Here is a 25,621-nt window from a genome sequence, read left to right as displayed (position 1 = left end):
CGTCCGTTGGCTACCTGGAGCTCGTGTCCTTGCAGTAACGTGGCGCCGTCTTGACCACACCCCGGCGGCCCGCACGCGAACCTGGGTGGCGTGGGCTGCGTCAGGCAAGCGAGCAAGAGAGAGGAAGGGGCGCCCGCCTCCGGTCTCCGGACGGCGTGCGTCCGCGAGCCCACATGAATTCGTCTCCCCATGCCCATCGCGCCATGAACCAGGAAACCCGGTACGCCGTGAAGACCCGTCCCGACTCCGGTGAACGCACCTGGCCCGCGGTATCGGTGGTGATGCCGGTCCTCAACGAGGAGCGTCACCTCGCCGACGCCGTGCGCGGCATCCTCAGCCAGGAGTACCCCGGCGAGCTGGAGCTCGTGCTCGCGGTCGGGCCGTCCCGTGACCGCACCGAGCAGATCGCCCGCGAGCTCGCCGCCGGGGACCCGCGCGTCCTCGTCGTCGCCAACCCGACCGGGCGCACCCCGCAGGGCCTCAACATCGCGATCAAGGCCTCGCAGTACTCGATCATCGTCCGGGTGGACGGGCACTCGCTGCTCCCCGCCGACTACGTCCGGGCCGCCGTCGAGACGATGGAGGAGACCGGCGCCGACAACGTCGGCGGGATCATGGCGGCCGAGGGCATCACCCCGTTCGAGAAGGCCGTGGCGTGCGCGATGACGTCCAAGCTCGGCGTCGGCAACGCCCGGTTCCACACCGGCGGCGAGGCGGGCGAGGTCGAAACCGTCTACCTCGGGACGTTCCGCCGCAGCGCGCTGGACCGGGTCGGCGGCTACGACGAGACGTTCACCCGCGCCCAGGACTGGGAGATGAACCACCGCATCCGGCAGACCGGCGGCCGGGTCTACTTCACCCCGCGGATGCGCGTCACCTACCGCCCGCGTCCCAACCTGCGGGCGCTCGCCAAGCAGTACTTCCACACCGGGCGCTGGCGGCGCGTCGTCGGACGCGAGCACCAGGGGACGCTGAGCCTGCGCTACCTCGCGCCGCCGATCGCCGTGGTCGCGATGGCGGCGGGCGCGGCCGCCGGGCTGTTCGGGTTCTGGCCGGGCTGGATCCTGCCGGGCGGGTACGCGGCCCTGATGGTCGCGGGCGCGGCCGTGGAGGGCCGCGGGCTGCCGCCGGCGGCCTGGATGCGGCTGCCGCTGGTGTTCGCCACCATGCACGTGACGTGGGGCGTCGGCTTCCTGACCAGCCCGCCGCGGCTCGGCCAGCCCGCCCCGGCCAAACCCGGCGAGTCCGTCCAGTAGCGGGCGGGGGCTGTCCGGTAGCGGGCAGAGGACACATTCCGCCTCGAACCGGCGTGCGCTCCCGTCAGTCCCGGGATTAGGTTTGGCGGGATCTGCCCGCCGCCCCCGAGCCCGGGAGGGTGACCATGTCCAACGGAGCGCGCCATGGCCTCGGTGTGCTGACCGGCCTCGTCCTGACGCCGGTCACCGCCCTGTGCCTGCTGTACGGCGGATCCAAGCTGAGGATGATCTACGCCTACACCCTCGCGAGGTTCCAGGGCTATCACGGGAAAGAGCTGTGGATCACCATCGCGGTCTTCCTGGTGGCGATGGTCCTGCTCGGCCTCGCGGCGGGTTCCCGGCTGTCGCCGGTCGCCTCACTCGTCCCCGGGGCCGTGTACACGGTCATCGGGGTCATCTGGTTCCTCTCCCCGCGCTGGGCGCTGAGCCATCCCGGTGTCGGCGTCCTGCCGAGGGATCTGGACCGCGGCTACGCGATGCTCGGGCCGTCCGGTGTCTTCTTCCTGCTCGGCGTGCTGCTCCTCGTGGCGTCGCTGGCGCCGTCGCGGTGGAGGGCCCGCGCCGCCGCCGGTGCCGCGCCGGCCTTCGGCGGGCCGCCGCCCGCGCCGATGGGCCCGCCGCCCATGCCAGGCGCTCCGGCGCCCATGGGAGCGCCGCAGGCGCCGCCGGTGCAGAGCCCGTCGTGGCAGGGGGCGCCGCAGTACGGTGCGCCGCCCGCTCCGCCCGCCGCGTCCAATCCGCCTCCGCTCCCGGCCGGATCTCCCGCGCCGCCGCGCGGGGAGAGCAAGCCCGAGCCGTCCATCGACAGCGGCCCGGACGACGACGGGCCCGGCGAGTGGACGCGGGTGTACGGCGGTAAGGAGTAGCCCTCAGACGGCCGCGAGGACGCCGGGGACGTCGTTGACCACCATCGCGTCGAACCCGGCGGCCGCGTAGGCCGGCGCCGCCTGCGCCGACGGGCACCAGGCGACCGTCTCCAGGCCCGCCTTGTGCGCCACGTCCACGCAGCGCTCCAGCGGACGCAGCCGCGTGTCGGGGTGGTCGATGCCGCACGACCCGGTGTGGACGGCGACGACGTCCAGGCCGAGGCCGGCGGCGGCCGGGACGGCGTGCCACAGCGGGAACCGCAGCCACGTCAGCAGTCCCAGCGGGACGCCCGGCAGCTCCTCGCGCAGGAACGTCAGCAGCGACGGGTCGAACGAGGTGACGAGCAGCGGACGCCGCCTCGCCTCCCGTTTCAGCACCGGGACGAGCAGCGCGCCGGTGCGGCGGGACGGCTCGTCCAGCGCGTCCTCCAGGACGGTCTTGACGTCCACGTCCACCGCCACGTCGGCCGGCAGCGCGTCGAAGATCTCGGTGAGCAGGGGCAGGCCGCTCGCCGTGGCGGGCAGGTCGACCAGGTGGTCGCCGGTCGCGGTCGTCGGGTCGTGCCGCAGGACGAGGTGGTCGTCGGCGGTGCGCGTCACGTCGATCTCGACCCACGACAGGCCCGCCTCGACGGCGGCCAGCATGGACGGCAGCGTGTTCTCGGCGACCGGGGCCGCGGCGCCGGGCGGCGTGAGATCGCCCGACCCGTAGCCGCGATGGCCGATGACCGTGGGGGTGTTCGCGAAGATCAAGGGTTCACCTCGGTGGCGAGATGTTCGGCGATGACGGCGTCGAGGGGCTGGGTGACCTTGAGGTTGCGCTCGCTGCCCTCGACGACCCGGATGGGGACGCCCGGCAGGTAGCGGTGCACGATCCCGCAGTCGTCGGTGGCCCGCAGATCCGGGTCGGCGAGCGCCAGCTCGTACGCCTTGCGGATCGTGCCGAGCCGGAAGCCCTGCGGGGTCTGGAACCGGCTCAGTGCCGCCCGCGGCGGCATCGAGACGACCAGGCCGTCCTCCACCACGACGATCGTGTCGGACGACGGGATGCCCACCGCGACGGCCTCGTGCGCGTCCAGCGCGTCCAGCACGCGGTCGATGGTCGGGCGGTCGACGAACGGGCGGGCCGCGTCGTGGAACAGGACGCGGACGTCGTCCGGACGTCCGTCCAGCACGCGCAGCGCCGCGACCGTGGAGGCGGTGCGGGTGTCGCCGCCTTCGATCACGGCGGCCGTCTTGCGGAACGGCGCGGCGATCGCGGCGGCGTCCCGCAGATGCCCGGCCGCCATCACGACGATGATCTCGTCGATGCCGGGATGCGCGTCGAACGCGCCGATCGCGTGCGCCAGGATGGGCCGCCCGCCGACCTCCACGAGCTGCTTGGGGCGTCCGGCGCCCATGCGTTCGCCGACCCCGCCGGCGAGGACCACCGCCACCGTCCGCGTCGCCATGTCTCTTCGGTCTCCCCGACAATCCGTTCCGGGCACCCGGCCACGCTCAACGTACCGGACGGTTCCCGGGGCGGGCCGCGGGAGCGGCTCGATCCCGCCCCCAGCGCGCGGGATCGAGTATGGTTACCTCGCCGTGCGGGTTCGCACAGGCGGTATCGGCGCCGCTCGGCCACGTGCCGGTCACGGTCCTCGCGCTCCGCCACGACGATGTCGTGCACCGTGCCCGCGAGGGGCTCGGCCCGCTCCCGTTCGCGTACGCCGCGCCGGCCGCCTACGGTGGCGTCCTGCCCGGCGGCGGGAGCGTCGTCGCGCGGGCACGGATCGGTCGCGGTGGCGGCGGCGTGGTAGTCGACCTTGGAGAAAGAGGAAGCATGATCGGCATGGTGCTGGCGGCGGGTGCGGGCCGGAGGCTGCGGCCCTACACCGACACCCTCCCCAAGGCCCTGGTTCCGGTGGACGGCGAGACCACCATCCTGGACATCGCCCTCCGCAACCTCGCCGAGGTCGGGCTGACCGACGTCGTCATCGTCGTCGGCTACTGCGCGGGCGCCGTCGAGGACCGCAAGGCCGCCCTTGAGGAACGGTACGGCGTGAGCATCACGCTGGTTCACAACGACAAGGCCGAGGAGTGGAACAACGCCTACTCCATGTGGCTGGCCCGGGAGCACTTCTCCAAGGGCGTCCTCATGGTCAACGGCGACACGGTCCATCCGGTGAGCGTCGAGAAGACGCTGCTGGCGAACCGCGGACCGGACATCCTCCTTGCCGTGGACGATGTGAAGACCCTTGCCGACGAGGAGATGAAGGTCATCCTCGACGGGGAGGGCCACCTGAAGACCATTACCAAGCTGATGGACCCGTTCACCGCGAACGGCGAGTACATCGGCGCCACCCTGATCGAACCCGCCGTCGCCGGGCCGCTGGCGGACGCCCTCAAGGCCACCTGGGAGCGCGACCCCGACCTGTACTACGAGGACGGCTACCAGGAGCACGTGAACCGCGGCGGACGCATCGGCGTCGCGCCGATCGGCGAGGTCGAGTGGGTCGAGGTCGACAACCACGACGACCTGGAGAAGGCCCGCCGGATCGCCAAGGGCTACTGACGCCGTCCGGGCCGGCAAACGCGGGACGACCCGAGCGAGGAGGCACATGCCCCTGCTGACGCGGATGCTCAACGCGCCGCTCTCCATCGATGTGCGGCGCGGTGCCGTCGCGGCCCTCGGCGAGCTGCTCGCCGACCGGCGCATCGTCACCGAGGGGAGGGTGGCGATCGCGGTCGGTCCCGGCCAGGGCGACCAGATCGCCGAGCATGTCAGGCCGTCGCTGTCGGCCTGCGAGGTGTACCAGGTCGAGGGCGGCACCGTGGACGCGGCCGTCGCGCTGGCGGCCAAGCTGCGCGCCGGGTCGTACGAGGCCGTCGTCGGGATCGGCGGCGGCCGGACGATCGACGCGACCAAGTACGCGGCGACGCTGTCGGGCATCCCGATGGTGTCGGTCGCGACGAACCTGTCCCACGACGGGATCTGCTCGCCGGTCGCCTCGCTCGTCCACGACGGCGGCAAGGGCTCGTTCGGCGTGGTGATGCCGCTCGCGATGATCGTCGACCTCGACTACGTGCGCGCCGCGCCCGAACGGCTCGTCCGCGCCGGGATCGGGGACGTGCTGAGCAACTTCTCCGCCGTGGACGACTGGCTGCTCGCGGCGCAGGAGTGCGGCGAGCGGGTCGACCGGATGGCGCTCACCGTGGCGCGCACCGCCGCCGAGGCGCTGCTGCACCAACCGGAGTCGATCGAGTCCGACCGGTTCCTGACCGTCCTCGCCGAGAGCCTGGTGCTGTCGGGGATGTCGATGGCGTTCGCGGGCGACTCGCGTCCCGCGAGCGGCGGCGACCACGAGATCCTGCACGCCATCGACCACCTGTACCCGGGCACCGCCAACCACGGCGAGCTGGCCGGGATCGGCACCGCGTTCTGCTACCACCTGCGCGCGACCCGCCTCGGGACGGGTGAGGACCGGCTGCGCGAGGTCCTCACCTGCCTCGGCCGGCACGACCTGCCCCGGCTGCCCGGCGACATCGGGCTGACGGTCGACCAGTTCGCCGAGGCCGTGCTGTACGCGCCGCAGACCCGGCCGGGCCGCTACACGATCTTGGAATATCTCAGCCTCGACAAGGACGAGACCCGCAAGGCGGTGGAAGAGTATGTCCAGGCCCATGGGGGCTGAACTCCCCGGGCAGAGCGACTCCGCGGAACCTCCAGGCGACCACCGTCCGCACCGCAAGGGCGCGAAGGTCGCCGACATCCGCCGGTACGGGCAGCCGCCCGGCCTGAAGGACCGGCGCAACGAGGAGCACTGGGCCGGCCGCCTCTACATGCGGGACCTGTCCCCCTACTTCGCGTGGATCGCGCTGCGGCTCGGCCTCAGCCCGAACCAGCTCACCTACCTGATGATGCTCAGCGGCGTCGTCGCGGGCGTCGTCGTGTCGCTGCCCGTCACCGAGCTGTGGACCGCGATCGGCGGTGCCGTCCTCATCCAGGTCTACCTGCTGCTCGACTGCGTGGACGGTGAGGTCGCCCGCTATCTGAGGCAGACGTCGGTGGCGGGGGTGTTCCTCGACCGCATCGGGCACTACCTGTCCGAGGTGTCGCTGCTCGTCGGGCTCGGGTTCATGGCCCAGGGCGGCTGGGAGAACGGCGGCTGGGTGGAGCTCGGTCTCCTCGCCGCGCTCGGTGCCGCGCTGATCAAGGCGGAGACCGACAACGTGGTCGTCGCGCGGGCCAAGTCGGGGCTGCCCGCCGACCCGTCCGGCGGCGACCGGGCGCTGCGTCCCCGCTCCACCGGCATCGCGCTCGCCCGGCAGGCCGTGTCCATGCTGCGCTTCCACCGGATCATCGGTGCGGTCGAACTCTCCCTGCTGATCGTCGCGGCGGCCGTGATCGACACCGTGCTCGGCACCGCCACCCCGGCCGCGGTCCGCGTCCTGACGGTCGCGGTGGCCGCCGTCGCGGTGCTGCAGACCCTGCTCCACCTGGTCAGCATCCTGGCCTCCCGGAGGCTGAAGTGAAATCCTTCGTAGACGGGGACGCTGTGGACCCGCGAGAGCAAGATCTTGGGCCCCGCGCAAGCGGGGATGTTCCGCTGTCAGTCGTGGTCTTGACCATGGGCAATCGGCCTGCGGAATTGGCTCGTGCGGTTCGCAGCGTCCTCGACCAGGAACATGTCGACGTCGAGGTCGTGCTCGTCGGTAACGGTGTCGCGGGCGACTGGTCACCAGGGGATGACCCGGTCTTCGAAGACAAGCGCGTGGTACTGATCCGCCTGCCCGCGAACGTCGGCATCCCGGCGGGACGCAACCGGGGTGTGGAGGCGTCCAGCGGCGATGTGATCCTGTTCCTGGACGACGACGGCTGGTACCGCTCCACCCGCCTCGGCGTGCACCTGCGCGACCGGTTCTCCGCCGAACCGGACCTCGGCGTCGTCTCGTTCCGCGTCCGCGACCCCGAGGGCGGGCGCGGTGAACGCCGGCACGTTCCGCGGCTGCGCGCCGGCGACCCGGAACGCTCGTCCGCGGTGACCACGTTCCTGGGTGGCGCCTGCGCGATCCGCCGTACCGCGTTCGATGCCGGCGGCGGCCTCCCGGAGGACTTCTTCTACGCCCACGAGGAGACAGACCTCGCCTGGCAGATCCTCAACGCCGGCTACCGCATCGTCTACGACGCGTCCGCGGTCATGTTCCACCCCGCCGTCCTGCCGACGCGGCACGACATGTTCTACCGCTACAACGCCCGCAACCGCGTCTGGCTGGCCCGCCGCAACCTCCCGTGGCCGCTGGCGCTCACCTACCTCGCCGTGTGGGTCGGCATGACCGTCCTGCGCGAACGCAGGCCGGGCGCCCTCAAGCCGTGGTTCAGGGGCTTCGTGGAGGGCTGGCGCAAACCCGCCGGTCCCCGCCGCCCCATCTCCTACCGCACCGCCTGGCGCATGACCCGCACGGGACGTCCCCCCATCATCTGACCCGCGAAGGGCCCGTGGAGGGAAGGTGTTCTAGGGCCTGACGCCGAGGGAGACGCAGATGAGCCTCGTCAGTTCGGCGGTGATGTCGTCCAGGGGGATGTCCTGGTCGCGGGCGGACCAGTGGTGGACGAGGTTGTTGACCGCGCCGATGATGGCGATCATGGTGAGCCGGTAGTCGCGGTCGATGGCCTCGCCGCGGCCGACGGCCTCGCGGACCATCTCGATCAGGGCGTCCTCCCACCGGGCGCGCCAGCGGAAACGGTGCCGCTCCAGCCCGGCGCTGACGCCGATGACCTCGACGAACGCGATGCGGGCCCAGCGGGGGTCGCTTGCCGTGACGGTGACGAACGCGTGGACGGCGCGTCCGACGCGGGCCCGGAGATCGGCGTCCGCCGCCTCGGCGTAGGCGGCGGCGAGGGCCTGCGCCGCGCGTTCGTTGATGGTGCTGTGCAGGGTGGTGAGGAGTTCCTCGCGTCCGGAGAACTCCTCGTAGAAGTTGCGGGTCGAGACGTTCGCCGTCGCGCACAGCCGCTCGATGGACGTCGCCGCGTAGCCGCGCGTCCCGAACAGTTCGAGCCCGGCGGCCAGCAGCCTTTCCCGCCGCTCGGCCCGGCGTTCCTCCGCCGAGCGGCCGCCGTAACTGCGCTTGGGCGCGGGGTTCCGGCCGCTCATCGGATCTCCGTTCACCCGTGCGTGCGAAAGGGGGCCTCGTCAGCCTAACTCTCGCGGGCGGGCGGCTCTCCCCCTCGTGCGGCGGCTACGCCTTCGGCGGATCAGCCGAGGGTGCAGTTCGGCCGGTGTTCAATCGGCCAGCAGCGTGTCGCGCCACTGCGGGTCGGCGGTGAGGACGGTCAGCCGCTGGGTCGCGCGGGACACCGCCACGTACAGGACGCGCAGCCCGCGCGGTGACTGCGCGGCGACGGTCTCCGGCGCCAGGATCACGGCGGCGTCGAACTCCAGGCCCTTGGCTTCCAGGACGTCCAGTACCTGCACGCGCTCGGGCAGCCCTTCTCCGAGCCGCTCCCGCTCCCGCTCCGTCCACGCCACGGTTCCGCCGGACGCGGCGGTCACGCCGGATTCGTCCGGGGAGAGGGGGACGATCACGCCGATCGTGCCTTCGACCTGGGTGAGGAGCCGTTCGGTCTGCGCGCGGGCGGCGGCGGGGAGGTCGGGTTCGGGGACGAGGCGGATGATCGGGTCTATTCCGGAAGTGCGGACGGCGCGGGCGGGGCGGGCGTCGGGCAGGGCGCGGGCGAGCACGCGGGCCGACACCGCGGCGATCTCGGTGGAGTTGCGGTAGTTCGTGGTGAGTTCGTACTCGTGCCGGGTGCGGGGCGCGGGCTTGCGGGTGCGGGTGCGGCGGCGGCCCCGTGCGGGCTTCTCGCCGCCGAGGGCGCTCTCCATGGCCCGCCGGGCGGCGTCGAGGTCCTCCCAGGCGCTCTGGGCCGGGTCCTCCACGATGGTCCAGCTGGCGTGGCGGCCGCGGCGGCCGAGCATCCGCCACTGCATGGGGGAGAGGTCCTGCGCCTCGTCCACCACGATGTGGGCGTATTCGGGACGTTCCTCCACCACCCCGTCGTCCACCCGGCGTGCCCGCTCCAGCCGCTCGATGGAGGTGGTCAGCTCCTGCATCTCCGGCTCCCACGTCTCGTCCACGACCTCCTCGCCGGTGAGGATGTTGACGCCGTCCACGACGAACGGGTCGTCCTCGGAGGGGGCCTTGCGGCGGCGGGACGGCCGGGGCGGCGAGCCGAGCAGCGCGTCGAGCTCGTCCAGGAGCGCGACGTCCTGGTAGCTGAGCGGCGCGTCGTCCCCGGCCCAGGACGCGGCGAGCGGCTCGATGTCGGCGCGGTCGAGGTCGCGGCCGGCGGCGCGGCGCAGCCGGGACGGGTCGCCGAGCGAGCGCAGCACCTCCAGCGGCCGGCGGATCGGCCACCAGGCGACGAGGAAGTCGGTGAACGAGCGCTGCTCGCGGACCCGGGCGTCGAACTGGGCGCGCTTCGGGTCGCCGTTCTGCCTGCCCTGCCGGGGCTCCTCGTCGAGGGAGGCGAGGCCGTCGGCGGCCAGGATCGCGTTCCACAGGCCCGTCTCGGCGCCCTCCTCGGCCTCGGCCGCCTCCGGTCCGCCGACGTCGTTGAAGCGGGCCCAGAGGGCGTCCAGGAGCATCTCGGCGGCCCGGCCGCGGGCCGCGTTGACGCTGCCGCGGCTGCGCCGGTGGACGTCGTTCCTGATCCGGTCGAGCCGGGTCCGGCCGAGCGTGACGACGACGCCCTTGAACACGACGCGCAGTTCGTCGGGGGCGCCCGGCGCGTGGTCGCCGACGGCGCGCCGCAGGACCGCCGCCATCGCGTCCGCCCCCTTGACGCGGGCCAGCCGGGGCGTGTCGTGGACGGTCGCGGTGCCGCCGTCGACCAGGTCGCCGAGTGAGCGCAGCGTCGCCGAGCCCTCGCCGAGCGACGGCAGCACCCGCTCGATGTAGGCGGTGAAGCGGCGGTTGGGGCCCACCACGAGGACGCCGCGCGACCCGAACCGGCGCCGATGCCGGAACAGCAGGTAGGCGACGCGGTGCAGCGCGACGGCCGTCTTGCCGGTGCCGGGCGCGCCGCGCACCAGGACCGTCCCGTCGGCGGGCGCGCGGATCACCTCGTCCTGCTCCCGCTGGATCGTCGCGACGATGTCGCGCATCGCGCCCTCGCGGGTGCGGGCGAGCGAGGCGAGGAACGCGCCGTCGCCGACGACCGTCATCCCGTCGGCGGCCTCCGGGTCGAGCAGGTCGTCCTCCAGGTCGATCACCGTGTGCCCGCGCGAGTGCAGGACGCGGCGGCGGACGACGCCGCGCGGGTCCTCGGGGGTGGCGCGGTAGAAGTCCTCGGCGGCGGGCGCCCGCCAGTCGATCACGAGGGAGTCGTGCTCGCTGGTCCGCACGCCGATCTTGCCGATGTAGCGGACCTCGCGGGACGCCAGGTCGAGCCGGCCGAACACCAGGCCGTCGTCGGCCACGTCGAGCGCCTGGGCGCGCAGGGCCGCCTGGTGGACCATCGCGTCCCGGTCCACGAGCGAGCCCTTGGTGCCGGCGAGCGACTGCCGGTAGCCCTCGCGGATCATGGCCTGGGCGTCCGCGCGCATCTCCTCCAGGCGCGTGTAGGCCAGGTCGACATAGCGCTGCTCGACGGCGATCTCTTGATCCTTCACCGTGCCGCCGGGGCCGGTCGGCCGCCCGGTGACCTGGGACGACATGCAGGTTGCTCCTCGCACGTGTTCGCGCCGGGGACGTTCCCGGCACCCGAAGGGGCGGAGGAGACAGCTTATGCGCTCCGCCCGGGTTCGGCGCGGAGCGGACATCCGGGCGAAGAGAAGGCGTCCGTGCCGGGCGCCGTCCGCCTCACCGGCGCACCTCCTCGGCGCCTTCGAAGACCATCTCCACGTGCCGGGCCGTGCCGCTGCCCAGCGCCCGCGCCCGATCGAGCCCCAGCCCGCGCAGCTCCTCCGCCACCGGGTGGTCACCCAGGAAGACCTTCGCGCCGCCCGGACGAGCCCGGACGGCGGACGGTGTGAGCGTCCATGGTGTCCGGCGGGTGACACCGTCCATGCACGAGTAGGCCGCGACCTCCGGCGCGGCGGTGACGCCCGGCATCGGCACGCCCGGCCTCACCGCCATCTCGATCGCCGTGCGTCCGCCGAACCGGACCGCGCACCGCTTCACCCGCCCCGCCAGGTTCAGGGGAATGTCGGCGATCTCCTTGGGGAACCCCCAGATCGACCGGCCGGCCTCCAGCGTGAACTCTTGGTCGACCGGCAGCCAGTGGATGAACGCCCCGATGCCGCGCAGCCGCCCGAGCGGCCCGGCGGGCGCCGTACCGGGCGGGCGCACCAGGAACGCGACGGCGAACTCGTGGTACCGGCCGAGGTCCCCGTCGGTGTACCGGACGAACGCCAGCGAGCAGATCGCCCGGCCGGGCAGCGGCTCGGCGACGTCCAGCCCGGAGTAGGCGATGACGGCCTGTGCGGCACGGGCGGGCACGGCGAACATCGCCGACGCCACGGCGGCGTCGCGGATCCGTACCGGCAGCGCGACGCGCCTGCCCTGGATCGCATGCACGGTGCTCGTCACACCACTCAGTAGAACAGGTTCTCGTTTTACTTCCAAGAACCGGTGGTCTCAGCCCTTCTCCACGGCCGTCCGGACGCGGTCGAGCGTGGCGCGCATGCCCGCGCGGTTCACGGCGGCGCGCCCCTGCGCCGGGACGCCGGTGAAGACCTTGCCGAGCAGCGAGACGAACGCGGCGCCGCGGTTGTCGCGGCGCAGGTCCTCCCAGTACTCGGTGAGCCGCGTCCGGGGCGTGGACGGGTCGTCCGAGACGTCCTCGACGCGGTAGCCCCACAGGGCCACCGGCATGCCGAAACTCGACACCCGGAACGCGAACGCCTTGCCCGGCACGGCCGAGGTCACCTGGCATGTGGTGAACCACACACGCCACCCGATCCGGTTGAACCCGATGAACCGCGTCCCCGGCGCGATCGTCCGCCCGCGCACCAGGACGGCGAACACCTCGGGGCTCCACTCGCCCATCCGCCGCAGGTCCGCGACCGCCGCGTAGACCGCCTCGCTTCCGGCGGAGACGGCCACGCTCTCCTCAACGACCCACTCGCGCTCCATGGCCGCATCCTCCCATTCCATGACCGTCCGGTCACAACAGGTGGGCGAAGCGGGTCCGCCAGGAGGCGTACCAGGTGCTGAACCAGGGGTGGGGGTCGGCCAGAGGGATGATGTAGGTCAGGGTCTCGGCGTAGTAGCGGCGCTGGAAGTCCAGGGGCATCCTGTCGAGGGTCTGGACGTTGCTGACGCGGTCGGCGAGTTTCACCAGGATCGCCTCGGGCGGGGCGTCCCCCAGGCGGCGCAGGTAGGCGGCCTTGGCGGCGCGTTTCGCCTGGCGTCCGGCGCCGGGTGCGGGCGGCTTGGTGACCCAGTCGACGAGTTCGGTGACCTCCGGGCCGAACTCGGCCTCCACGTCCGGCAGGGTCGCCGGGGTGTCCTCGACGACGTCGTGCAGGATCGCGGCGGTCAGGACGGCGGGCGCGGTCACCCCGGCCCCGCGGACCAGGACTTCGAGGGCCTCCAGCAGATGTTCCAGGTAGGGGGCGCCCGTGGGACGCTGCTGGTCGCCGTGCCAGCGCCGGGCGGCGGCCACGGCCCTGTCCAGGGCGTCCGCGTCGAGGGGGGCGGCGGACGCGGTGATGTCCGCGCGGGCCGTGTCCCAGGTGTGCCAGCGGGTGAAGAGCTCCACGGTTCCTCTCCGTTCTGTCGCGCGGGCGTCCATGCACACGGCATGGTGGGTGTCGTCCAGGTACACGGTATTCAGCGGAGGGGAGGCGGCGCGGTCGTGGTCGGGAGCCGGCAGCGGCCTGGTGGCCGACCGGAGTCCGTGGGCAGGGTCCGCGTCGCGCTCGGGCTGGTCTCCGCGGCGGTCGCCGTGGCGCTGTGCGTCGTGCTCGTCGACAGGTGCGTCCTGCGCGCCGAATGGTGGCAGGTGCGGCACACTGTGACCGGCGAGCCCGTCAGGCCGCAGAGCGAGGTGGGGCCGCCGCCGGGGCCGCTCGCGGTCAGCTGGGAGCGGACGACGCGCACGCACCACGGAGCCGTGGCCGGCTACGACGGCGTCGCCTACGAGGTCGCGCAGGGGCAGGTCGTGACCGCGTCCGGCCGCGGCCTGGAGGTGCGGGACGCGCGGACCGGCGGCGACCGCTGGAGCTACCGCAGGTCCGGCTGGACGCTGCTCGGCTGGACCTCCACCCGGTCCCGGCTCGTCGCCCACTTCGAGCGGGACGGCGACCGCGGTGCCCGGGCGATGGTCGCGTTCGACGCGCTGTCCGGCGGGCTGCTGTGGCGGCGGGAGGGGGAGCGGCCCGCCGCGGTGTCCCGCACGACGCTGCGCTGGCCCGCCGGATCCGACGTCCTGCTCACCACCGACGAGCCCCACCGGACGCTGTTCGGCGTCTCCGCGGTGACCGGGAACCGGGTGTGGCGGCTGGCGCTGCCGCACGGCTGCCGGCTGTTCGAGGGCGGCGCGCACCCCTCCGACGGCCGGGAGACGCTCGCCGCGTTCGGCCTGGACTGCCGGGAGGAGGGGCGGCGGCGCAGCCGGCTGCTCGCGGTCGACCCGGCGAAGGGCACCGTCCGCTGGGACGAGCGCCTCGGCTCCGGGGAGTCGCCCGAGGTGTCGATGCTGGACGGGGTCACGCTCGCCTCCGACGGCACGGCGCTGCGCGCGTTCCGCGAGAACGGCGGCCGGTTCGGCGTCTGGAAGGGCGACGGGGTGTGCGGCGACCTGATGTGCCCGGGTGTGCTGACGCCGGGCCGGCTCGTGATCGTCTACCACCCGGAGGGGTCCCGTTCCGACGCCACCCGCATGGAGGCGGTGGACGTGTCGTCCGGGCGGGTCGAATGGGGCCGCGACGTCCCCGCGTACGCGGCGCTTGCGCAGGCCGGCGGGCAGATCTTCGCGCTGCGCCCCCGGCTGTCGGAGAGCCTGCTGCCGGCCGGCGTCGACATCGTGGCACCGGGCGACGGCGGCACCACGACCGCGCCCGCGCCGTTCCCGATGGACCCGGACCTCCCGGGCGTCCGGCCGTGGCTGGCGGCGGCGGGCGGGCTGCTGTACGTGGCCGTCGCGCAGGCGGCGCCCCGCCCGGACGGCGCGGCGCGGCTGGTCGTGCTGCGCGGCGGGCTCACCGGCACCGGCCCGCCCGAACTCGGCGGCGTGCCCGTCGCGGACTGGCCGGACGCCTGCGCGCTGCTCACCAAACCCGACCTGGCGGCGGCGCGGATGACCGGCTATGCCGCCGAGCCGAGCCGCGCCTCCGCCGGATCGGTCGGGCTGCCGCACCCCGTGTCGTGCACGTACGAGCCGCACCGCAAGGGCCGCGCGTCCGGGGACGGCGGCGGCAGGCGCCCGGCGCCGAAGCCGATGGCGTCGGAGTCGGCCGGGGCCGAGCCGCCCGGGAGCACGGAGGAGGACGCCGATCCGCCCGTGCGGGGCCTCACCCTCAGCGTCCGCTGGGTGGCCGAGACGCACGAGGCGGCGTCCCGGATGCTGGACGCCCTGCAGGCCACGCAGGCGCAGGCCCGGCGGCGCCGTGACATCGGCGGCGACGAGGCGTACGAGATCGGCCCGACCGCGGGCATGATCGCGTTGCGGGTCGGCCGGTACGTCCTGGTGGTGGAGGCGAACCGCCCGCCGGGTGCCGCGGCCCGCATCGCCCGGGCCGTCGCGTACCGGCTGCGCCACCCGGCCTGACCGGCGGTCAGCGCTCGGAGACGGGCTCGGGCTCCCGGACGGGGTCGGCGGAGTGGTTCGCCCACGCCTCCAGCTGGGCGACGAAGCGCGCGGCGTGCACGGGCCAGTGGAACCGCGCGCGGGCCGCCTCGTAGCCGCGTTTGCCCAGTTCGGTGCGGTGATGAGGGTCGTCCCGCAGCCGCAGGACGGCCTTGGCGGCGGCCTGCGGGTCGCCGAACGGGACGACGAGGCCGCAGCCGGCCGGCTCGACGATGCCGACCGCGGCCGGGTTCGGCGTGGTGATCACCGGGACGCCGCGGGCCATGTACTCGACGACCTTCGTGGGCATCGAGTGCCGGTAGTTCGGCTCGTCGTGCAGCAGCGCGAGCCCGGCCATCGCGCCCTCGGCGATCCGCAGCGCCCGGTCGTTCGGGACGAACCCGTACCAGCGCACGATGCCCGCGTGCCGCGCGTCCCGCAGCGCGTCCCGGACGTCGGCGTCGGCCGCGCCGATCAGCTCGACCAGGACGCCCTCGGCGGCCAGCTGGCGGGCCATCTCGATCATGTCGAGCGCGCCGCGCGCCCGCGAGAGCTGCCCGACGTAGACGGCGCGCAGGCCGTCCGGCGGCCGGGGCGGCAGGTCGGGGACGTGGGTGGTGTTGGGCACGACCGGGTGCTCCTCGCGGAACCGGGACCGGTAGCCCTCCTCGGCGAGCAGCAGCCGGTGCCGCCGTTCGCTGCGCCGCTCCAGCCGGTGGATGGCCGGACGCAGCACCGGCCGCGCGGGACCGGGCAGCCAGCCCTTGGCGGACAGGGCGGCGGCGGTGTCCTCGTGGACGTCCCACACGACCGTCCGCCGCCGGACCTCGCGGGGCAGGGACACCAGCAGCTCGGGGTCGTGCAGCAGGATCACGTCGGCGTAGGCGGCGTGCTCGGTGAGCGCCCGGTGCGCGGCGCGCAGTGCCCGGAGCCGGCGGCGTCCGGTGGCCCGCGGGACGTCCACCGGGCTGAGCTGCCGCCACGGAGTCGCATTACATGCCCGGAAAGGGGCGATATAGGTGACTTCATGGCCGGCATCGAGCAGCGCGCGGATCTGCCGGTGCAGAATACGTGCGTCCTCGGGATGGTGCACCACCGTGCAAACACAGACCCGCATCACGCTCACTCCGTACGGGAATCATCGTCTTTGGGCCGAGTCTCCGGTGCCGATGGAAATGGCCGATGAATTCCCGCTGTCCCTGGCATGGACGGTGCCGGGCGACTCGGCCCGCTCCGCTAAAGGAGTTCCACGGTCCCCGCCCGGGCGTTCCGCGTCCGGCCGCGGGTGTCGAACAGCAGCCGGGCGTGCCGGGTCAGGATCCCGGCGTCGTAGGCGGCGTGGTCGGCCAGGATGATCGCGAGGTCGGCCGCCCGCAGCGCGGCCGTGAGGTCGTCCCCCGCGTACGGGACCCGCGCGCCGTCGACCTCCCAGGACGTGACGAACGGGTCGTGGAACGCCAGGTCCGCGCCGAGCCGGGCCAGCCGCCGCGCCACCGGGCGGGCCGGTGACTCGCGCTGGTCGGCGATGTCGGCCTTGTAGGTGACGCCGAGCAGCAGGACCCCGGCGCCCTTCAGCGCGCGGCCCTCCCGGTTGAGCAGCTGCTGCGCGCGTTCCGCGACGTACCGCGGCATACGGTCGTTGATCTCCTGGGCCAGCTCCACGAAGCGGAACGGGTAGCCCAGCGACCTGACCTTGTACGACAGGTAGTTCGGGTCGATCGGGATGCAGTGCCCGCCGACGCCCGGCCCCGGCCGGAACGCCTGGAAGCCGAACGGCTTGGTGGACGCGCAGTCGATCGCGTCCCACAGATCGATGCCGAGTTCGTTGCAGAACACCGCCATCTCGTTGACCAGCGCGATGTTGACGTGCCGGTAGGTGTTCTCCAGCAGCTTCGCCATCTCCGCCTCGCGGGTGCCCTTGGCCTGCACGATCCGGTCGACGAACTTGCCGTAGAACGCCGCCGCCGCCGACGCGCACGCCGGGCTCAGCCCGCCGACGATCTTCGGGGTGTTGCGCACCCCGTAGACCGGGTTGCCGGGGTCGATCCGCTCCGGCGAGAACGCCAGGTGGAACTCCTCCCCGGCGACCAGGCCGGACGTCTCCAGGATCGGCCGGACGACCTCCTCGGTCGTGCCCGGGTAGGTGGTCGACTCCAGCACCACCAGCGTCCCCGGCTCCAGGTGCCGGGCGACCGTCCCGGCCGCGCCGCGCACCGCGCCGAGGTCCGGGCCGCCCTCCGGCGACAGCGGTGTCGGCACGCAGATGACCACCGTGCGGGCGCCGTCGAGGACGCTCTCGCGCAGGCTCGGGACGAACCCGGCCGCCAGCATCTCCTCGACCTCGGCGGCCGAGACGTCGTCGATGTGCGACAGCCCGGCCTTGAGCCCGGCGACCACGCGCGCATCCCGGTCCAGGCCGCCGACGCGCAGGCCGGCCCGGCAGGCCTCCCGCACGAGCGGCAGCCCCACATAGCCGAGCCCGATGACCACGAGATCCACGCGGCCGGCTCCCTTCGGTCTAGGTGAGTCGGTAGGCGGCCCGGTATCGCCAGGTCACGGCGCGCCAGGTGCGTTCCGCCGCGACCCATTCCCGGGCCGACCGCCCGATCTTCTTTCTCCGTTCCGGACTGTAAGCCAGATCTTCCAGACAATTCGCCCATGCTTCCGGGTCTTCCGGAACTGTTAACTCGCCGGTCACGCCGGGTTCCACGATTTCCCGGAGGGCCATGACATCACTGGCTATAACGGGAATTCCTCCGGCCATCGCCTCGATCGGCTTCAGAGGCGTCACCAATTGGCAGACACGGTCCGCCCGGCGCGGAACCGCGAACACATCGAGGACGGCGTGGAATCGGCGAACGGACTCCATCGGCACCCGGCCGGTGAACACGGCGTGAATCCCGTGCCCGGCCGCGCGCCGTTCCAGCGCGGCGCGCTCCGGGCCGTGCCCGACCAGCAGCAGCGTGACGGGGGTTCCCCGGTCGCGGAGCAGGGCGGCGGCGTCGATGAGCGTGTCGATGCCCTCGTAGCCGTAGAACGAGGAGGTGAGGCCGACGACCGTGGCGCCGTCCGGGATGCCGAGGCGTCCACGCAGGTCACCCGGGTCGGGCAGCGGCCGGAGGAACGTCTCGTCCACACCGTTCGGCACCGTGAGGATCTTCTCGGCGGGGATGCCGCGGGAGGCGATCTCCGCCCGCATCGCCTCGCCGAGCGTCACGACCGCGTCCGCCTCGGCCATGCGGCGCGTCTCCACCTCGCGGGTCAGCCGGTAGAAGTCATCGGTCTCGCGGTGGGCGGGGTCGCGGGAGAGCCAGGAATCCTCCGGGAAGCCGCGCACCTCGTAGACGACGGGGATGCCGTGGCGGCGTCCCACCTCCAGCGCGACGGCCGCGTTCCGATGGTCGCTGACCGCGTGCAGGACGGCCGGCCGCAGCTCCGCCACCAGCCGTCCGGCCAGGTCGGCGCTCTTTTCGACGGCGCGGCGCGGATCTCCCGGCGGCAGCCAGGGCAGCAGCCGGTGGTACGGGACGCCGTCGAGGTCCACCCTCGCCCGCGCGTCCCCGGCGCCCCGGCTGAGCGGGTAGCCGAGCCGGGTGACCACGTGCGTGTCGAGTCCCGACTCCCGCTGGGCGAGCGCGATCCGGTGCGTCCGGACGGTGTAGCCGGCGTTCGTGGCCGGCAGCGCGTTCGTCACGAACTGCAGCACGCCGTTCCCGGGCCGGGGCCCGCGCCGCGACGGCGCCGCCGGCCGAGCGAGCAGGGCACGCAGATCCGCGGTCTCGCGCCGGACGTCCCGGGGCCGTGGGACGGCCAGCCGGGACCGCCGCAGCCGGGCACCGAACGGGGTTCGCGCGACCAGCCGGACGGCCAGCCGCGCCGCCCGCCGGGGATCGTCGCGCAGCTGCCGCCCGGCGAGCCCGGCCAGGTAGACGGATTTCTTCAGCACCGATTGGTCGACCACGGGGCCGGACGCTAAGCGACCCCGGTGAACAGAAGGGAAATCGTGTTGGCACCCATCGTGCACGTTCTCGGAGCGCGGCCGAACTTCGTCAAGGCCGCCCCGGTGATCGCCGCGCTGCGGGCCGCCGGCGCCGAGCAGGCCGTGGTCCACACCGGCCAGCACTACGACGCGCGGATGTCGGAGATCTTCTTCGCCGAACTGGGCCTCCCCGAACCCGACGTCAACCTCGGCGTCGGCTCCGGCGGGCACGCCGAGCAGACCGCCGCGCTCATGATCGGGCTGGAGGGGGAGTTCACGAGCCGTTCACCCGCACTGGTCATCGTGTACGGCGACGTGAACTCGACCCTCGCCGCCGCCCTCGTCGCGGCCAAACTGCACATCCCGGTCGCCCATGTGGAGGCCGGGCTGCGCAGCTTCGACATGACCATGCCGGAGGAGGTCAACCGGCGGGTCACCGACCAGCTGTCCGCGCTGTGCCTGGTCACGAGCCCGGAGGGGATCGGGCACCTGGCCGCCGAGGGCGTGCCGGTGTCCCGCGCCCACCTCGTCGGCAACCCGATGATCGACACGCTGCTGGCGAACCTGGACTCCTTCGACACCGCCCGGGTGCGGGCCGGGCACGGGCTGCCGGAACGGTACGTCCTGGCGACCGTGCACCGGCCCGCGAACGTGGACGCGCCGCAGACCGCGGCCACCCTCGTCCGGCACCTGCACGGCGTCGCCGACCTCGCGGATCTGGTCATCCCCGTCCACCCGCGCGGCCGGGCGAACCTGCTGGCCGCCGGGCTGGACGACCACCCGGGCGTGCACGTCCTGGAGCCGCTCGGGTACACCGACTTCCTCGCCGCCGTGCGGGGGGCGGCGGCGGTCGTCACGGACTCGGGCGGGCTCCAGGAGGAGACGACGATCCTCGGCGTGCCGTGCCTGACCGTCCGCCCGAACACCGAACGGCCGATCACCATCACCCACGGCACGAACCGCCTCGTCACGTTCGAGGAACTGGTGCCCTCCGCGCGCAAGGCGCTGGAGGCGGGCGTGCCGGCGGGCGACCGGAGACCACCCCTGTGGGACGGCCACGCCGGCCCCCGCATCGCCGAAGTGATCATGGAGTATCTGGGTGAGTGACACCACGGAAACCGCCAGGGAAGCCAAGGCGTATCAGCAGCTCGGACGGCTGAAGGCCACGCTGCGGGAACGCGAGGCGCGGCTGGCGGAGCTGGAGCGGCGGCTCGCCGCGCTGGAGACCTCGACGGCCGTTCAGTTCGGGCGCCTGGTCGCCGGCGCCGCGCGCAACCCGAAGCGCGGCCGGCGGCTGCCCAAGGACCTGTACCGGCTGTGGCGCAGGAGGAACGCCCCCGTGCCGGCGTCCGGTCCGCCCGCCGGCGGCGGTGTCCATCCCGACCGCGTCGACCGTCCGGAGAACCGGCTGCTCGTCGCGGGACCCTGCGACGGCCTGATCATCGCGGGGGTGCTGAGCCCGGCCACGGCGGCGCTGCTCGCCGGGCACGCGAAGGTCGTCCCGCTGTACCCGCACGACGCCGCGATCGTCCTCGGCTCGGCCGATGTGGACCTGCTCGTCGTGGACGCGGCGGCCGGTGAACCCGGCGGACCCTGGGCGTACCTGGGCGTACCCGGCATGTACGACCGGGATCGCGCGCTGCACGAGATCCGCGAGATCGCCGCCGCCCGCTCGCTCCCGCGCGTCCTGTGGGGCCGGACACCGCCCGCGACCCTGGCGGCCCTCACCTGGGACGCCACCGCCACCGTCCCCGGCCGGCTCGCCGAACTGCTCGCCTCAATGCGGTTGCCGGGGGGTGCGGGGGGTCGTCCCCCCACCGGGAACTCTGCGCGCTTGGCGGGGGCAGCCCGTTGAAAGGAATCACTGTGCGTCCACGCGCCCTCGTCTACGGTGACGTCGACCTCAACATGATCGACGGATCGGCGATCTGGGTCCAGGGGATGGTCCAGGCCCTCGCCCGCGCCGGCTGCGAGGTGACCCTGGTCCTCAAGGCGCCCGTTCAGACCGGACGGCTCGTCGACCCGCTGCGCGCCCTGCCCGGCGTGACCGTCCGCAGCCCGCACGCCGAGGGGCTGTTCGACGGTCCCGGCGCCATGGTGCCGCGGCACGCCGCCACGATCCTCGCCCGCATCGACGCCGGGGACCCGCACGACCTGATCGTCGTCCGGGGCCGCCAGGTCGCCGGCAGGGTCGCCATGGGCCCCCTCGCCGGACGCCTCTGGACCTATCTGACCGACGTCCCCCAATCGGCGGCCGAGTTCGGCGCCTCCGCCAAGGGCGAACTCCGCCGCATCGCCGACGCCTCCCACGTCCTGCTCTGCCAGACCGAGGAACTGCGCGGCTTCCTGGAGAGCGCCGTCCCCGCCACGTCGGGCAAGAGCGTCCTGTTCCCGCCGGTGGTCGTGCTGCCGGCCGGCCTGGAGGCCCGCCCTCCCGGCGCCCCCGGCGGCCCGCTCCGGCTGGTCTACACGGGCAAGTTCGCGCCCCGCTGGAACACCTACGAGATGACCTCGCTTCCGCGCCTGCTCGCCGTGCGCGGCGTGGACGCCGAACTCCACATGATCGGCGACAAGGTGCACGACGACCCGGCCGACGCGGGCTTCGCGACCCGGATGCGGGCCGCACTGGAGACGGGCGAGGGCGTCGTCTGGCACGGCGGCCATCCCCGCGCCGAGGCGATGCGGCTCACCGCGTCCTGCGACGTGGGGCTCTCGTGGCGCGCCCCGTCCATGGACGCGAGCCTGGAACTGTCGACGAAGGTCCTGGAGTGCGGCGCGCTCGGCGTCCCCGTCGTCCTGAACCGGACACCCATGCACGAAGGGCTCCTCGGCACCGACTACCCGCTCTTCGTCGCCACCGAGGACGACGTCCTGGACGCCCTGACCCTCGTCGGCAAGAGCCCGGACGTCTACCTTCTGGCCGCCGGCCGCTGCCGCACGGCGGCCGCCGGGTTCACCCTGGACGCCGCCGCCGGCCGCCTCCGCGGCCACCTGTCCCAAGCCTTCCCCGAACCCTCCGAGAAGGTCCTGGCGGTCAAGGGCCGCCGCCTCCGCGTGGGCGTCGCGGGCCACGACCTGAAGTTCTTCACCCGCCTGCTCGACCACCTGCGCTCCCGCCCCGACATGGAGGTCCGCGTGGACCACTGGGCGGCGCTGAAGGCCCACGACGAGGAACGCAGCCGGGACCTGGCCGAGTGGGCGGACGTCGTCATCTGCGAATGGTGCGGCCCCAACGCCCTCTGGTTCGCCGAGCACAAACGTCCCGGCCAGCGCCTGGTCGTGCGGCTCCACCGCTTCGAGTTGTACGCGCCCTGGCCGAAGCAGCTCGACATCGACGCGGTCGACCACGTCATCTGCGTAAGCCCCCACTACAACCGGCTCACCCGCGAGGCGACCGGCTGGCCGGCCTCGAAGGTCGTCACCATCCCGAACTGGGTGGACGACGCCCAGCTCGACCGCGCCAAGCTTCCCGGCGCCGAACACCACCTCGGCATGATCGGCATGGCGCCGTCCCGCAAACGCCTCGACCTCGCCCTGGACGTCCTGGAAGACCTCCGCCGCGACGACCCGCGCTTCACCCTCTTCGTCAAATCCAAACTCCCCTGGGAGTACTGGTGGATCTGGCAGAAAGAAGAGGAGCGGGCCCACTACGAAAAGGTCTTCCGCCGCATCCGGCGCTCCCGCCTCCTCTCCGGCGGCGTCGTCTTCGACGACTACGGCCGCGACGTGGCCTCCTGGCTGCGCCGCATAGGTTTCGTCCTCTCCACCAGCGACGACGAGAGCTTCCACCTGGCCCCCGCCGAAGGCATGGCCTCCGGCGCCGTCCCGGCCCTCCTCGGCTGGCCCGGCGCCGACACCATCTACAACCCCCGCTGGATCCACGAATCCCCGTCCGCCATGGCCGCGTCGATAGCGGCGACCGTCTCCCTCGGCCGCTGGGAACAAGACGGCGACCTGGCCCGGACCCAGCTGCGAACCGCCTACGCCCTCCCCGAGGTCTGCCGCCAATGGACCGACCTCCTCACCGGAGCCCCATGAGGAGGTGAGCCCTACGTGGCGGGGCGGGGAACGGCGGCGAAGGGGGAGAGGCTGAACAGGTCCGGGACCCGGCGGAGGGGTTCGGGCCCTGGACCTCCAGCGCTCCTGTCGTACCCGACACATAAATCTTAAACCCATCGTGTTGATATGGGTACAGGGTGTTATGGTGCGGGTGTGAAGCTGGTGGTGCAGGTGAAACTACTCCCCGACGCCGCCACCGAGGCGGCGTTGCGGGAGACGCTGAAGCTGTGCAACCAGGCTGCCGGGCACGCCTCCCGCCGGGCGTTTGCGACCGGTGTGAAAGACAGGACCGCGTTGCAGCGGCTGGTGTACGGTGAGTTGAAGGCGATGGGCCTGTCGGCCCAGCCGGCGATCCACTGCATCCGCAAAGCCGCCGGGGCCTACGCCACCCTCGCCCAGAACCTGAAGGCCGGCAACTACGGGCCGGTCGGCTCGTGGCGCCGCACCCAGGTGGAGAACACGCCGGTCCGGTTCCGCAAGGACGCCGCCCAGCCCTTCGACGACCGCTCCTTGTCCTGGCGGATCGATGCCCGCACCGTCAGCATCTGGACCGTGCGCGGCAGGCGCAAAGGCATCGGCTTCGCCTGTTCGCCCGAGCAGGCCAAGATGCTGGCCGCGCATCGGCGGGGCGAGTCGGACCTGGTGTGGCGCGGCGGCTGCTTCTACCTGTACGCCACCTGCGACGTCCCCCAGGCTCCCGAGTACGTGCCGGACGGGTTCTGCGGGGTGGACCTGGGCATTGTCAACATTGCCACCACCTCCGGCGGCACCGTGCACTCCGGCAGGCGGATCAACCAGGTCCGGCACCGCAACCGCCGGCTTCGCGCACGGCTGCAGGGCAAGGGCACCAAGTCCGCCAAGCGGCTGCTGCGCAAGCTGTCGGGCCGCGAGGCTCGTTTTGTGGCCGACACCAACCACCGCATCTCCAAGCAGGTCGTGACCGAGGCTCAACGCACCGCGCAAGGGATCGCCCTGGAGGATCTGGGCGGTATCCGGGCGCGGGTCCGGCTACGCAAGCCCCAGCGGGTCGCGCTGCATTCGTGGAGTTTCGCCCAGCTGGGCGCGTTCATCGCCTACAAGGCGATGCGCGCCGGGGTACCGGTGGTATTCGTGGACCCGCGCCACACCTCGCAGGGGTGCTCGGCGTGTGGCCACATCCACAAGCAGAACCGGCCCGCCCAGGCCACCTTCGCATGCACGTCATGCGGCTTCGCTGAGCACGCCGACGTGAACGCAGCCCGCAACATCGCCGCACGCGGCGCGGCGGGCTGGGCAGTGAGTCACGCTGCCGACGACGCGGCCTGACCCGTGCCACCCAGGTGCGGCGGTCAGAGCTGCAAGCCCGGCCCCTCCAGGGTCGAGAAGTTGACGACCAACTACGGGCCGACCATCGCCGTCTACCGGCACATCGCGGACGATCCCGAGAAGGTCGCCGCGCTCGACCACGCGCTCACCGATCTGGCCCACCGGCACAACGGGGGAGCGCCGGCCATGGAGTGGGAGTACCTCCTGGTCACCGCCCGCAGGCGCTGACCGAAGCGAAGGCCCCCGGCATACGTGCCGGGGGCCTTGGAGATGAAGGGCGCGGTGATCGGGTCAGCCGGAGCTGCCGACCGTGATCCCGGCCTGCTCGGCGGGCAGCCCGGCACGGTAGGTCTCGATCTTGGCGTTGAGCTTGGTGAGGCTGCGGCTGTAGTCGCGGCTGGACAGCCAGAACTTGTAGATGATGACGAGTTCGAAGGCCAGCAGGCCGGCGGCGCTCACCGCGACGACCGGGATGATGGCGCCGGAGACGATCGCGGCGGCGATGGGGCCGACGATGAAGACGCCCATCTGGAACTCGATGCCGCTGATCAGGTGCGGGCGGATACGGCCCGCCGTCAGCACGTTCCGAATGCGGGCGTACCAGGGGAAACGCTGGTTGAAGCCCTGCTGGAGCGCCGCGATGGTCGGGTCGTCGCCGACGACGCGGTTCTCCATGTCGACGTCGGGGTCCACGGTGAGCGCCTCGGCGGAGCGGAGGTCCTCGTCGGCGTCGGGGATCTCGCCGTTGGCGCGGCGGGCGGCGCGTTCGAGCGCCGTGGCCTCCTCGCGCGCCGCGTCCAGCGTGGTCCGCATCTGGGTGCGGACCTTGTAGATCTCCAAGGCGTCCATGTAGCGGAGCATGTCGAGGAACACGACCGCGACGGCCGTCCAGACGTAGGCGACGTTGCCGGTCGCGGCGTACTGGCCGCCCATCAGGGCGATCGCGCAGGCCAGGACGCGGACGCGGTCGAAGATGTAGTCGAGCCAGGCGCCGAACACCGAGCCGGTGCCCTTGAGCCGGGCGATCTTGCCGTCCATGCAGTCGAGCGTGAACGACAGGTGGTACAGCGCCGCGCCGGCGAGCAGCCAGGGCCAGGACGCCACCGCGAAGCAGGCGCCGGCGGCGAGGCCGAGGACGAGGGCCCCGACGGTCAGCTGGTTCGGGGTCACGCGCGTCCGGTTGGCCGTGAACCTGACCAGCCGGGACGCGAGCGGATCGACCAGCAGGACGGTCCACCAGGCGTCACGCGCCTTGTACGTCCGTTGCCGAACGTCGTCGAGCGTGAAGTTCGCCATGGAGGTTCCCTTTCATCGTGATGAGCGGTCCGATGTTATCGGCTGTCCGGTTCAGGGCACCGGCATTGTCGCGGATCCGTGA

The 25,621-nt window shown here is 72.9% G+C and carries 23 protein-coding genes; 12 read left to right on the top strand and 11 right to left on the bottom strand.

The genetic code is table 11. The annotated features are described in order from the left end of the window. Window positions 1–203: 203 nt before the first annotated feature. Together ACQP1N_RS29135 and ACQP1N_RS29130 are read left to right on the top strand one after the other, a co-directional pair. The gene (locus ACQP1N_RS29135) at window positions 204–1,256 is read left to right on the top strand and encodes a glycosyltransferase family 2 protein (RefSeq protein WP_131732393.1); all 1,053 of its coding nucleotides are present in this window, start codon (window positions 204–206) and stop codon (window positions 1,254–1,256) included. 125 nt (window positions 1,257–1,381) lie between these two features. Beyond that, window positions 1,382–2,122 (top strand): hypothetical protein, encoded by a 741-nt coding sequence (locus tag ACQP1N_RS29130; protein WP_433227679.1) that lies wholly within the window; start codon window positions 1,382–1,384, stop codon window positions 2,120–2,122. Window positions 2,123–2,125: 3 nt separating this feature from the next. Here ACQP1N_RS29130 and ACQP1N_RS29125 read toward each other — a convergent pair whose 3' ends face one another. Then, on the bottom strand, window positions 2,126–2,875 hold the full coding sequence (locus tag ACQP1N_RS29125; protein ID WP_067801093.1) for a glycerophosphodiester phosphodiesterase: 750 nt from the start codon (window positions 2,873–2,875) through the stop codon (window positions 2,126–2,128). Further along, window positions 2,872–3,573, bottom strand: coding sequence for a 2-C-methyl-D-erythritol 4-phosphate cytidylyltransferase (ispD, locus tag ACQP1N_RS29120; protein WP_067801090.1), 702 nt, complete (start codon window positions 3,571–3,573; stop codon window positions 2,872–2,874). The genes ACQP1N_RS29125 and ispD overlap by 4 nt, the downstream gene beginning before the upstream one ends. A 371-nt stretch (window positions 3,574–3,944) precedes the next feature. Here ispD and ACQP1N_RS29115 point away from each other — a divergent pair, with 371 nt between their 5' ends. From ACQP1N_RS29115 to ACQP1N_RS29100, 4 genes are all read left to right on the top strand, one after another. Further along, the gene (locus tag ACQP1N_RS29115) at window positions 3,945–4,676 is read left to right on the top strand and encodes a sugar phosphate nucleotidyltransferase (RefSeq protein WP_433232837.1); all 732 of its coding nucleotides are present in this window, start codon (window positions 3,945–3,947) and stop codon (window positions 4,674–4,676) included. A gap of 46 nt (window positions 4,677–4,722) precedes the next feature. Then, window positions 4,723–5,796, top strand: a complete 1,074-nt coding sequence (locus tag ACQP1N_RS29110) for an iron-containing alcohol dehydrogenase family protein (protein ID WP_067801087.1) — start codon at window positions 4,723–4,725, stop codon at window positions 5,794–5,796. Continuing rightward, window positions 5,786–6,637, top strand: a complete 852-nt coding sequence (locus ACQP1N_RS29105) for a CDP-alcohol phosphatidyltransferase family protein (RefSeq protein WP_433227678.1) — start codon at window positions 5,786–5,788, stop codon at window positions 6,635–6,637. Before ACQP1N_RS29110 ends, ACQP1N_RS29105 begins: the two co-directional genes overlap by 11 nt. Before the next feature lie 95 nt (window positions 6,638–6,732). Beyond that, a complete protein-coding gene (locus tag ACQP1N_RS29100) occupies window positions 6,733–7,587 on the top strand; it encodes a glycosyltransferase family 2 protein (protein WP_067801084.1) in 855 nt (284 codons plus the stop codon). 30 nt (window positions 7,588–7,617) lie between these two features. On the opposite strand, the gene ACQP1N_RS29095 is transcribed toward ACQP1N_RS29100, so the two are convergent. The 5 genes from ACQP1N_RS29095 to ACQP1N_RS29075 form a co-directional block, all read right to left on the bottom strand. Further along, the gene (locus ACQP1N_RS29095) at window positions 7,618–8,259 is read right to left on the bottom strand and encodes a TetR/AcrR family transcriptional regulator (protein WP_067801081.1); all 642 of its coding nucleotides are present in this window, start codon (window positions 8,257–8,259) and stop codon (window positions 7,618–7,620) included. Between the two features lie 129 nt (window positions 8,260–8,388). Next, window positions 8,389–10,824, bottom strand: coding sequence for a HelD family protein (locus ACQP1N_RS29090; RefSeq protein ID WP_433227677.1), 2,436 nt, complete (start codon window positions 10,822–10,824; stop codon window positions 8,389–8,391). A 145-nt stretch (window positions 10,825–10,969) separates the two neighbouring features. Next, window positions 10,970–11,698, bottom strand: a complete 729-nt coding sequence (locus tag ACQP1N_RS29085; RefSeq protein WP_242608619.1) for an acetoacetate decarboxylase family protein — start codon at window positions 11,696–11,698, stop codon at window positions 10,970–10,972. Window positions 11,699–11,746: 48 nt separating this feature from the next. Next, the gene (locus ACQP1N_RS29080; protein ID WP_067801076.1) at window positions 11,747–12,244 is read right to left on the bottom strand and encodes an SRPBCC family protein; all 498 of its coding nucleotides are present in this window, start codon (window positions 12,242–12,244) and stop codon (window positions 11,747–11,749) included. A 31-nt stretch (window positions 12,245–12,275) separates the two neighbouring features. Beyond that, window positions 12,276–12,872, bottom strand: a complete 597-nt coding sequence (locus tag ACQP1N_RS29075; protein WP_433227676.1) for an HD domain-containing protein — start codon at window positions 12,870–12,872, stop codon at window positions 12,276–12,278. Window positions 12,873–13,010: 138 nt separating this feature from the next. Between ACQP1N_RS29075 and ACQP1N_RS29070 the strand changes: the two genes are divergently transcribed. After that, a complete protein-coding gene (locus tag ACQP1N_RS29070) occupies window positions 13,011–14,882 on the top strand; it encodes a PQQ-binding-like beta-propeller repeat protein (RefSeq protein ID WP_433227675.1) in 1,872 nt (623 codons plus the stop codon). Between the two features lie 7 nt (window positions 14,883–14,889). Here ACQP1N_RS29070 and ACQP1N_RS29065 read toward each other — a convergent pair whose 3' ends face one another. The 3 genes from ACQP1N_RS29065 to ACQP1N_RS29055 all read right to left on the bottom strand — a co-directional run bounded on the left by ACQP1N_RS29065 (window position 14,890) and on the right by ACQP1N_RS29055 (window position 18,861). Then, entirely contained in the window at window positions 14,890–16,017 is a 1,128-nt protein-coding gene (locus ACQP1N_RS29065) for a glycosyltransferase family 4 protein (RefSeq protein WP_433227674.1), read from the bottom strand. Window positions 16,018–16,136: 119 nt separating this feature from the next. Then, window positions 16,137–17,399: a nucleotide sugar dehydrogenase gene (locus ACQP1N_RS29060; protein ID WP_433227673.1), complete on the bottom strand. Its 1,263-nt coding sequence runs from the start codon at window positions 17,397–17,399 to the stop codon at window positions 16,137–16,139. A 19-nt stretch (window positions 17,400–17,418) separates the two neighbouring features. After that, window positions 17,419–18,861 carry a glycosyltransferase family 4 protein gene (locus tag ACQP1N_RS29055; protein WP_433227672.1) on the bottom strand — a complete coding sequence of 481 codons (1,443 nt, stop codon included), beginning with the start codon at window positions 18,859–18,861 and terminating at the stop codon, window positions 17,419–17,421. Between the two features lie 42 nt (window positions 18,862–18,903). Between ACQP1N_RS29055 and wecB the strand changes: the two genes are divergently transcribed. The 5 genes from wecB (at window position 18,904) to ACQP1N_RS29030 (ending at window position 24,471) form a co-directional block, all read left to right on the top strand. Next, window positions 18,904–19,986 carry a non-hydrolyzing UDP-N-acetylglucosamine 2-epimerase gene (gene wecB / locus ACQP1N_RS29050; RefSeq protein ID WP_242608617.1) on the top strand — a complete coding sequence of 361 codons (1,083 nt, stop codon included), beginning with the start codon at window positions 18,904–18,906 and terminating at the stop codon, window positions 19,984–19,986. After that, window positions 19,979–20,734, top strand: a complete 756-nt coding sequence (locus tag ACQP1N_RS29045) for a hypothetical protein (RefSeq protein WP_433227671.1) — start codon at window positions 19,979–19,981, stop codon at window positions 20,732–20,734. Before wecB ends, ACQP1N_RS29045 begins: the two co-directional genes overlap by 8 nt. A 53-nt stretch (window positions 20,735–20,787) precedes the next feature. Further along, window positions 20,788–22,917, top strand: a complete 2,130-nt coding sequence (locus ACQP1N_RS29040; RefSeq protein ID WP_433232835.1) for a glycosyltransferase family 1 protein — start codon at window positions 20,788–20,790, stop codon at window positions 22,915–22,917. Between the two features lie 174 nt (window positions 22,918–23,091). Next, window positions 23,092–24,243 carry an RNA-guided endonuclease InsQ/TnpB family protein gene (locus tag ACQP1N_RS29035; protein ID WP_207393949.1) on the top strand — a complete coding sequence of 384 codons (1,152 nt, stop codon included), beginning with the start codon at window positions 23,092–23,094 and terminating at the stop codon, window positions 24,241–24,243. A 60-nt stretch (window positions 24,244–24,303) separates the two neighbouring features. Then, window positions 24,304–24,471, top strand: coding sequence for a hypothetical protein (locus tag ACQP1N_RS29030; protein WP_174548869.1), 168 nt, complete (start codon window positions 24,304–24,306; stop codon window positions 24,469–24,471). A 63-nt stretch (window positions 24,472–24,534) separates the two neighbouring features. Here ACQP1N_RS29030 and ACQP1N_RS29025 read toward each other — a convergent pair whose 3' ends face one another. Beyond that, complete coding sequence (locus ACQP1N_RS29025; protein ID WP_067801061.1) at window positions 24,535–25,539, bottom strand: CDP-alcohol phosphatidyltransferase family protein; 1,005 nt, start codon at window positions 25,537–25,539, stop codon at window positions 24,535–24,537. Window positions 25,540–25,621: the final 82 nt, after the last annotated feature.

The sequence above is a fragment of the Actinomadura formosensis genome (assembly GCF_050948385.1).
Classification (GTDB): domain Bacteria; phylum Actinomycetota; class Actinomycetes; order Streptosporangiales; family Streptosporangiaceae; genus Spirillospora; species Spirillospora formosensis.
This window is presented reverse-complemented; position numbering and strand designations above follow the sequence as displayed.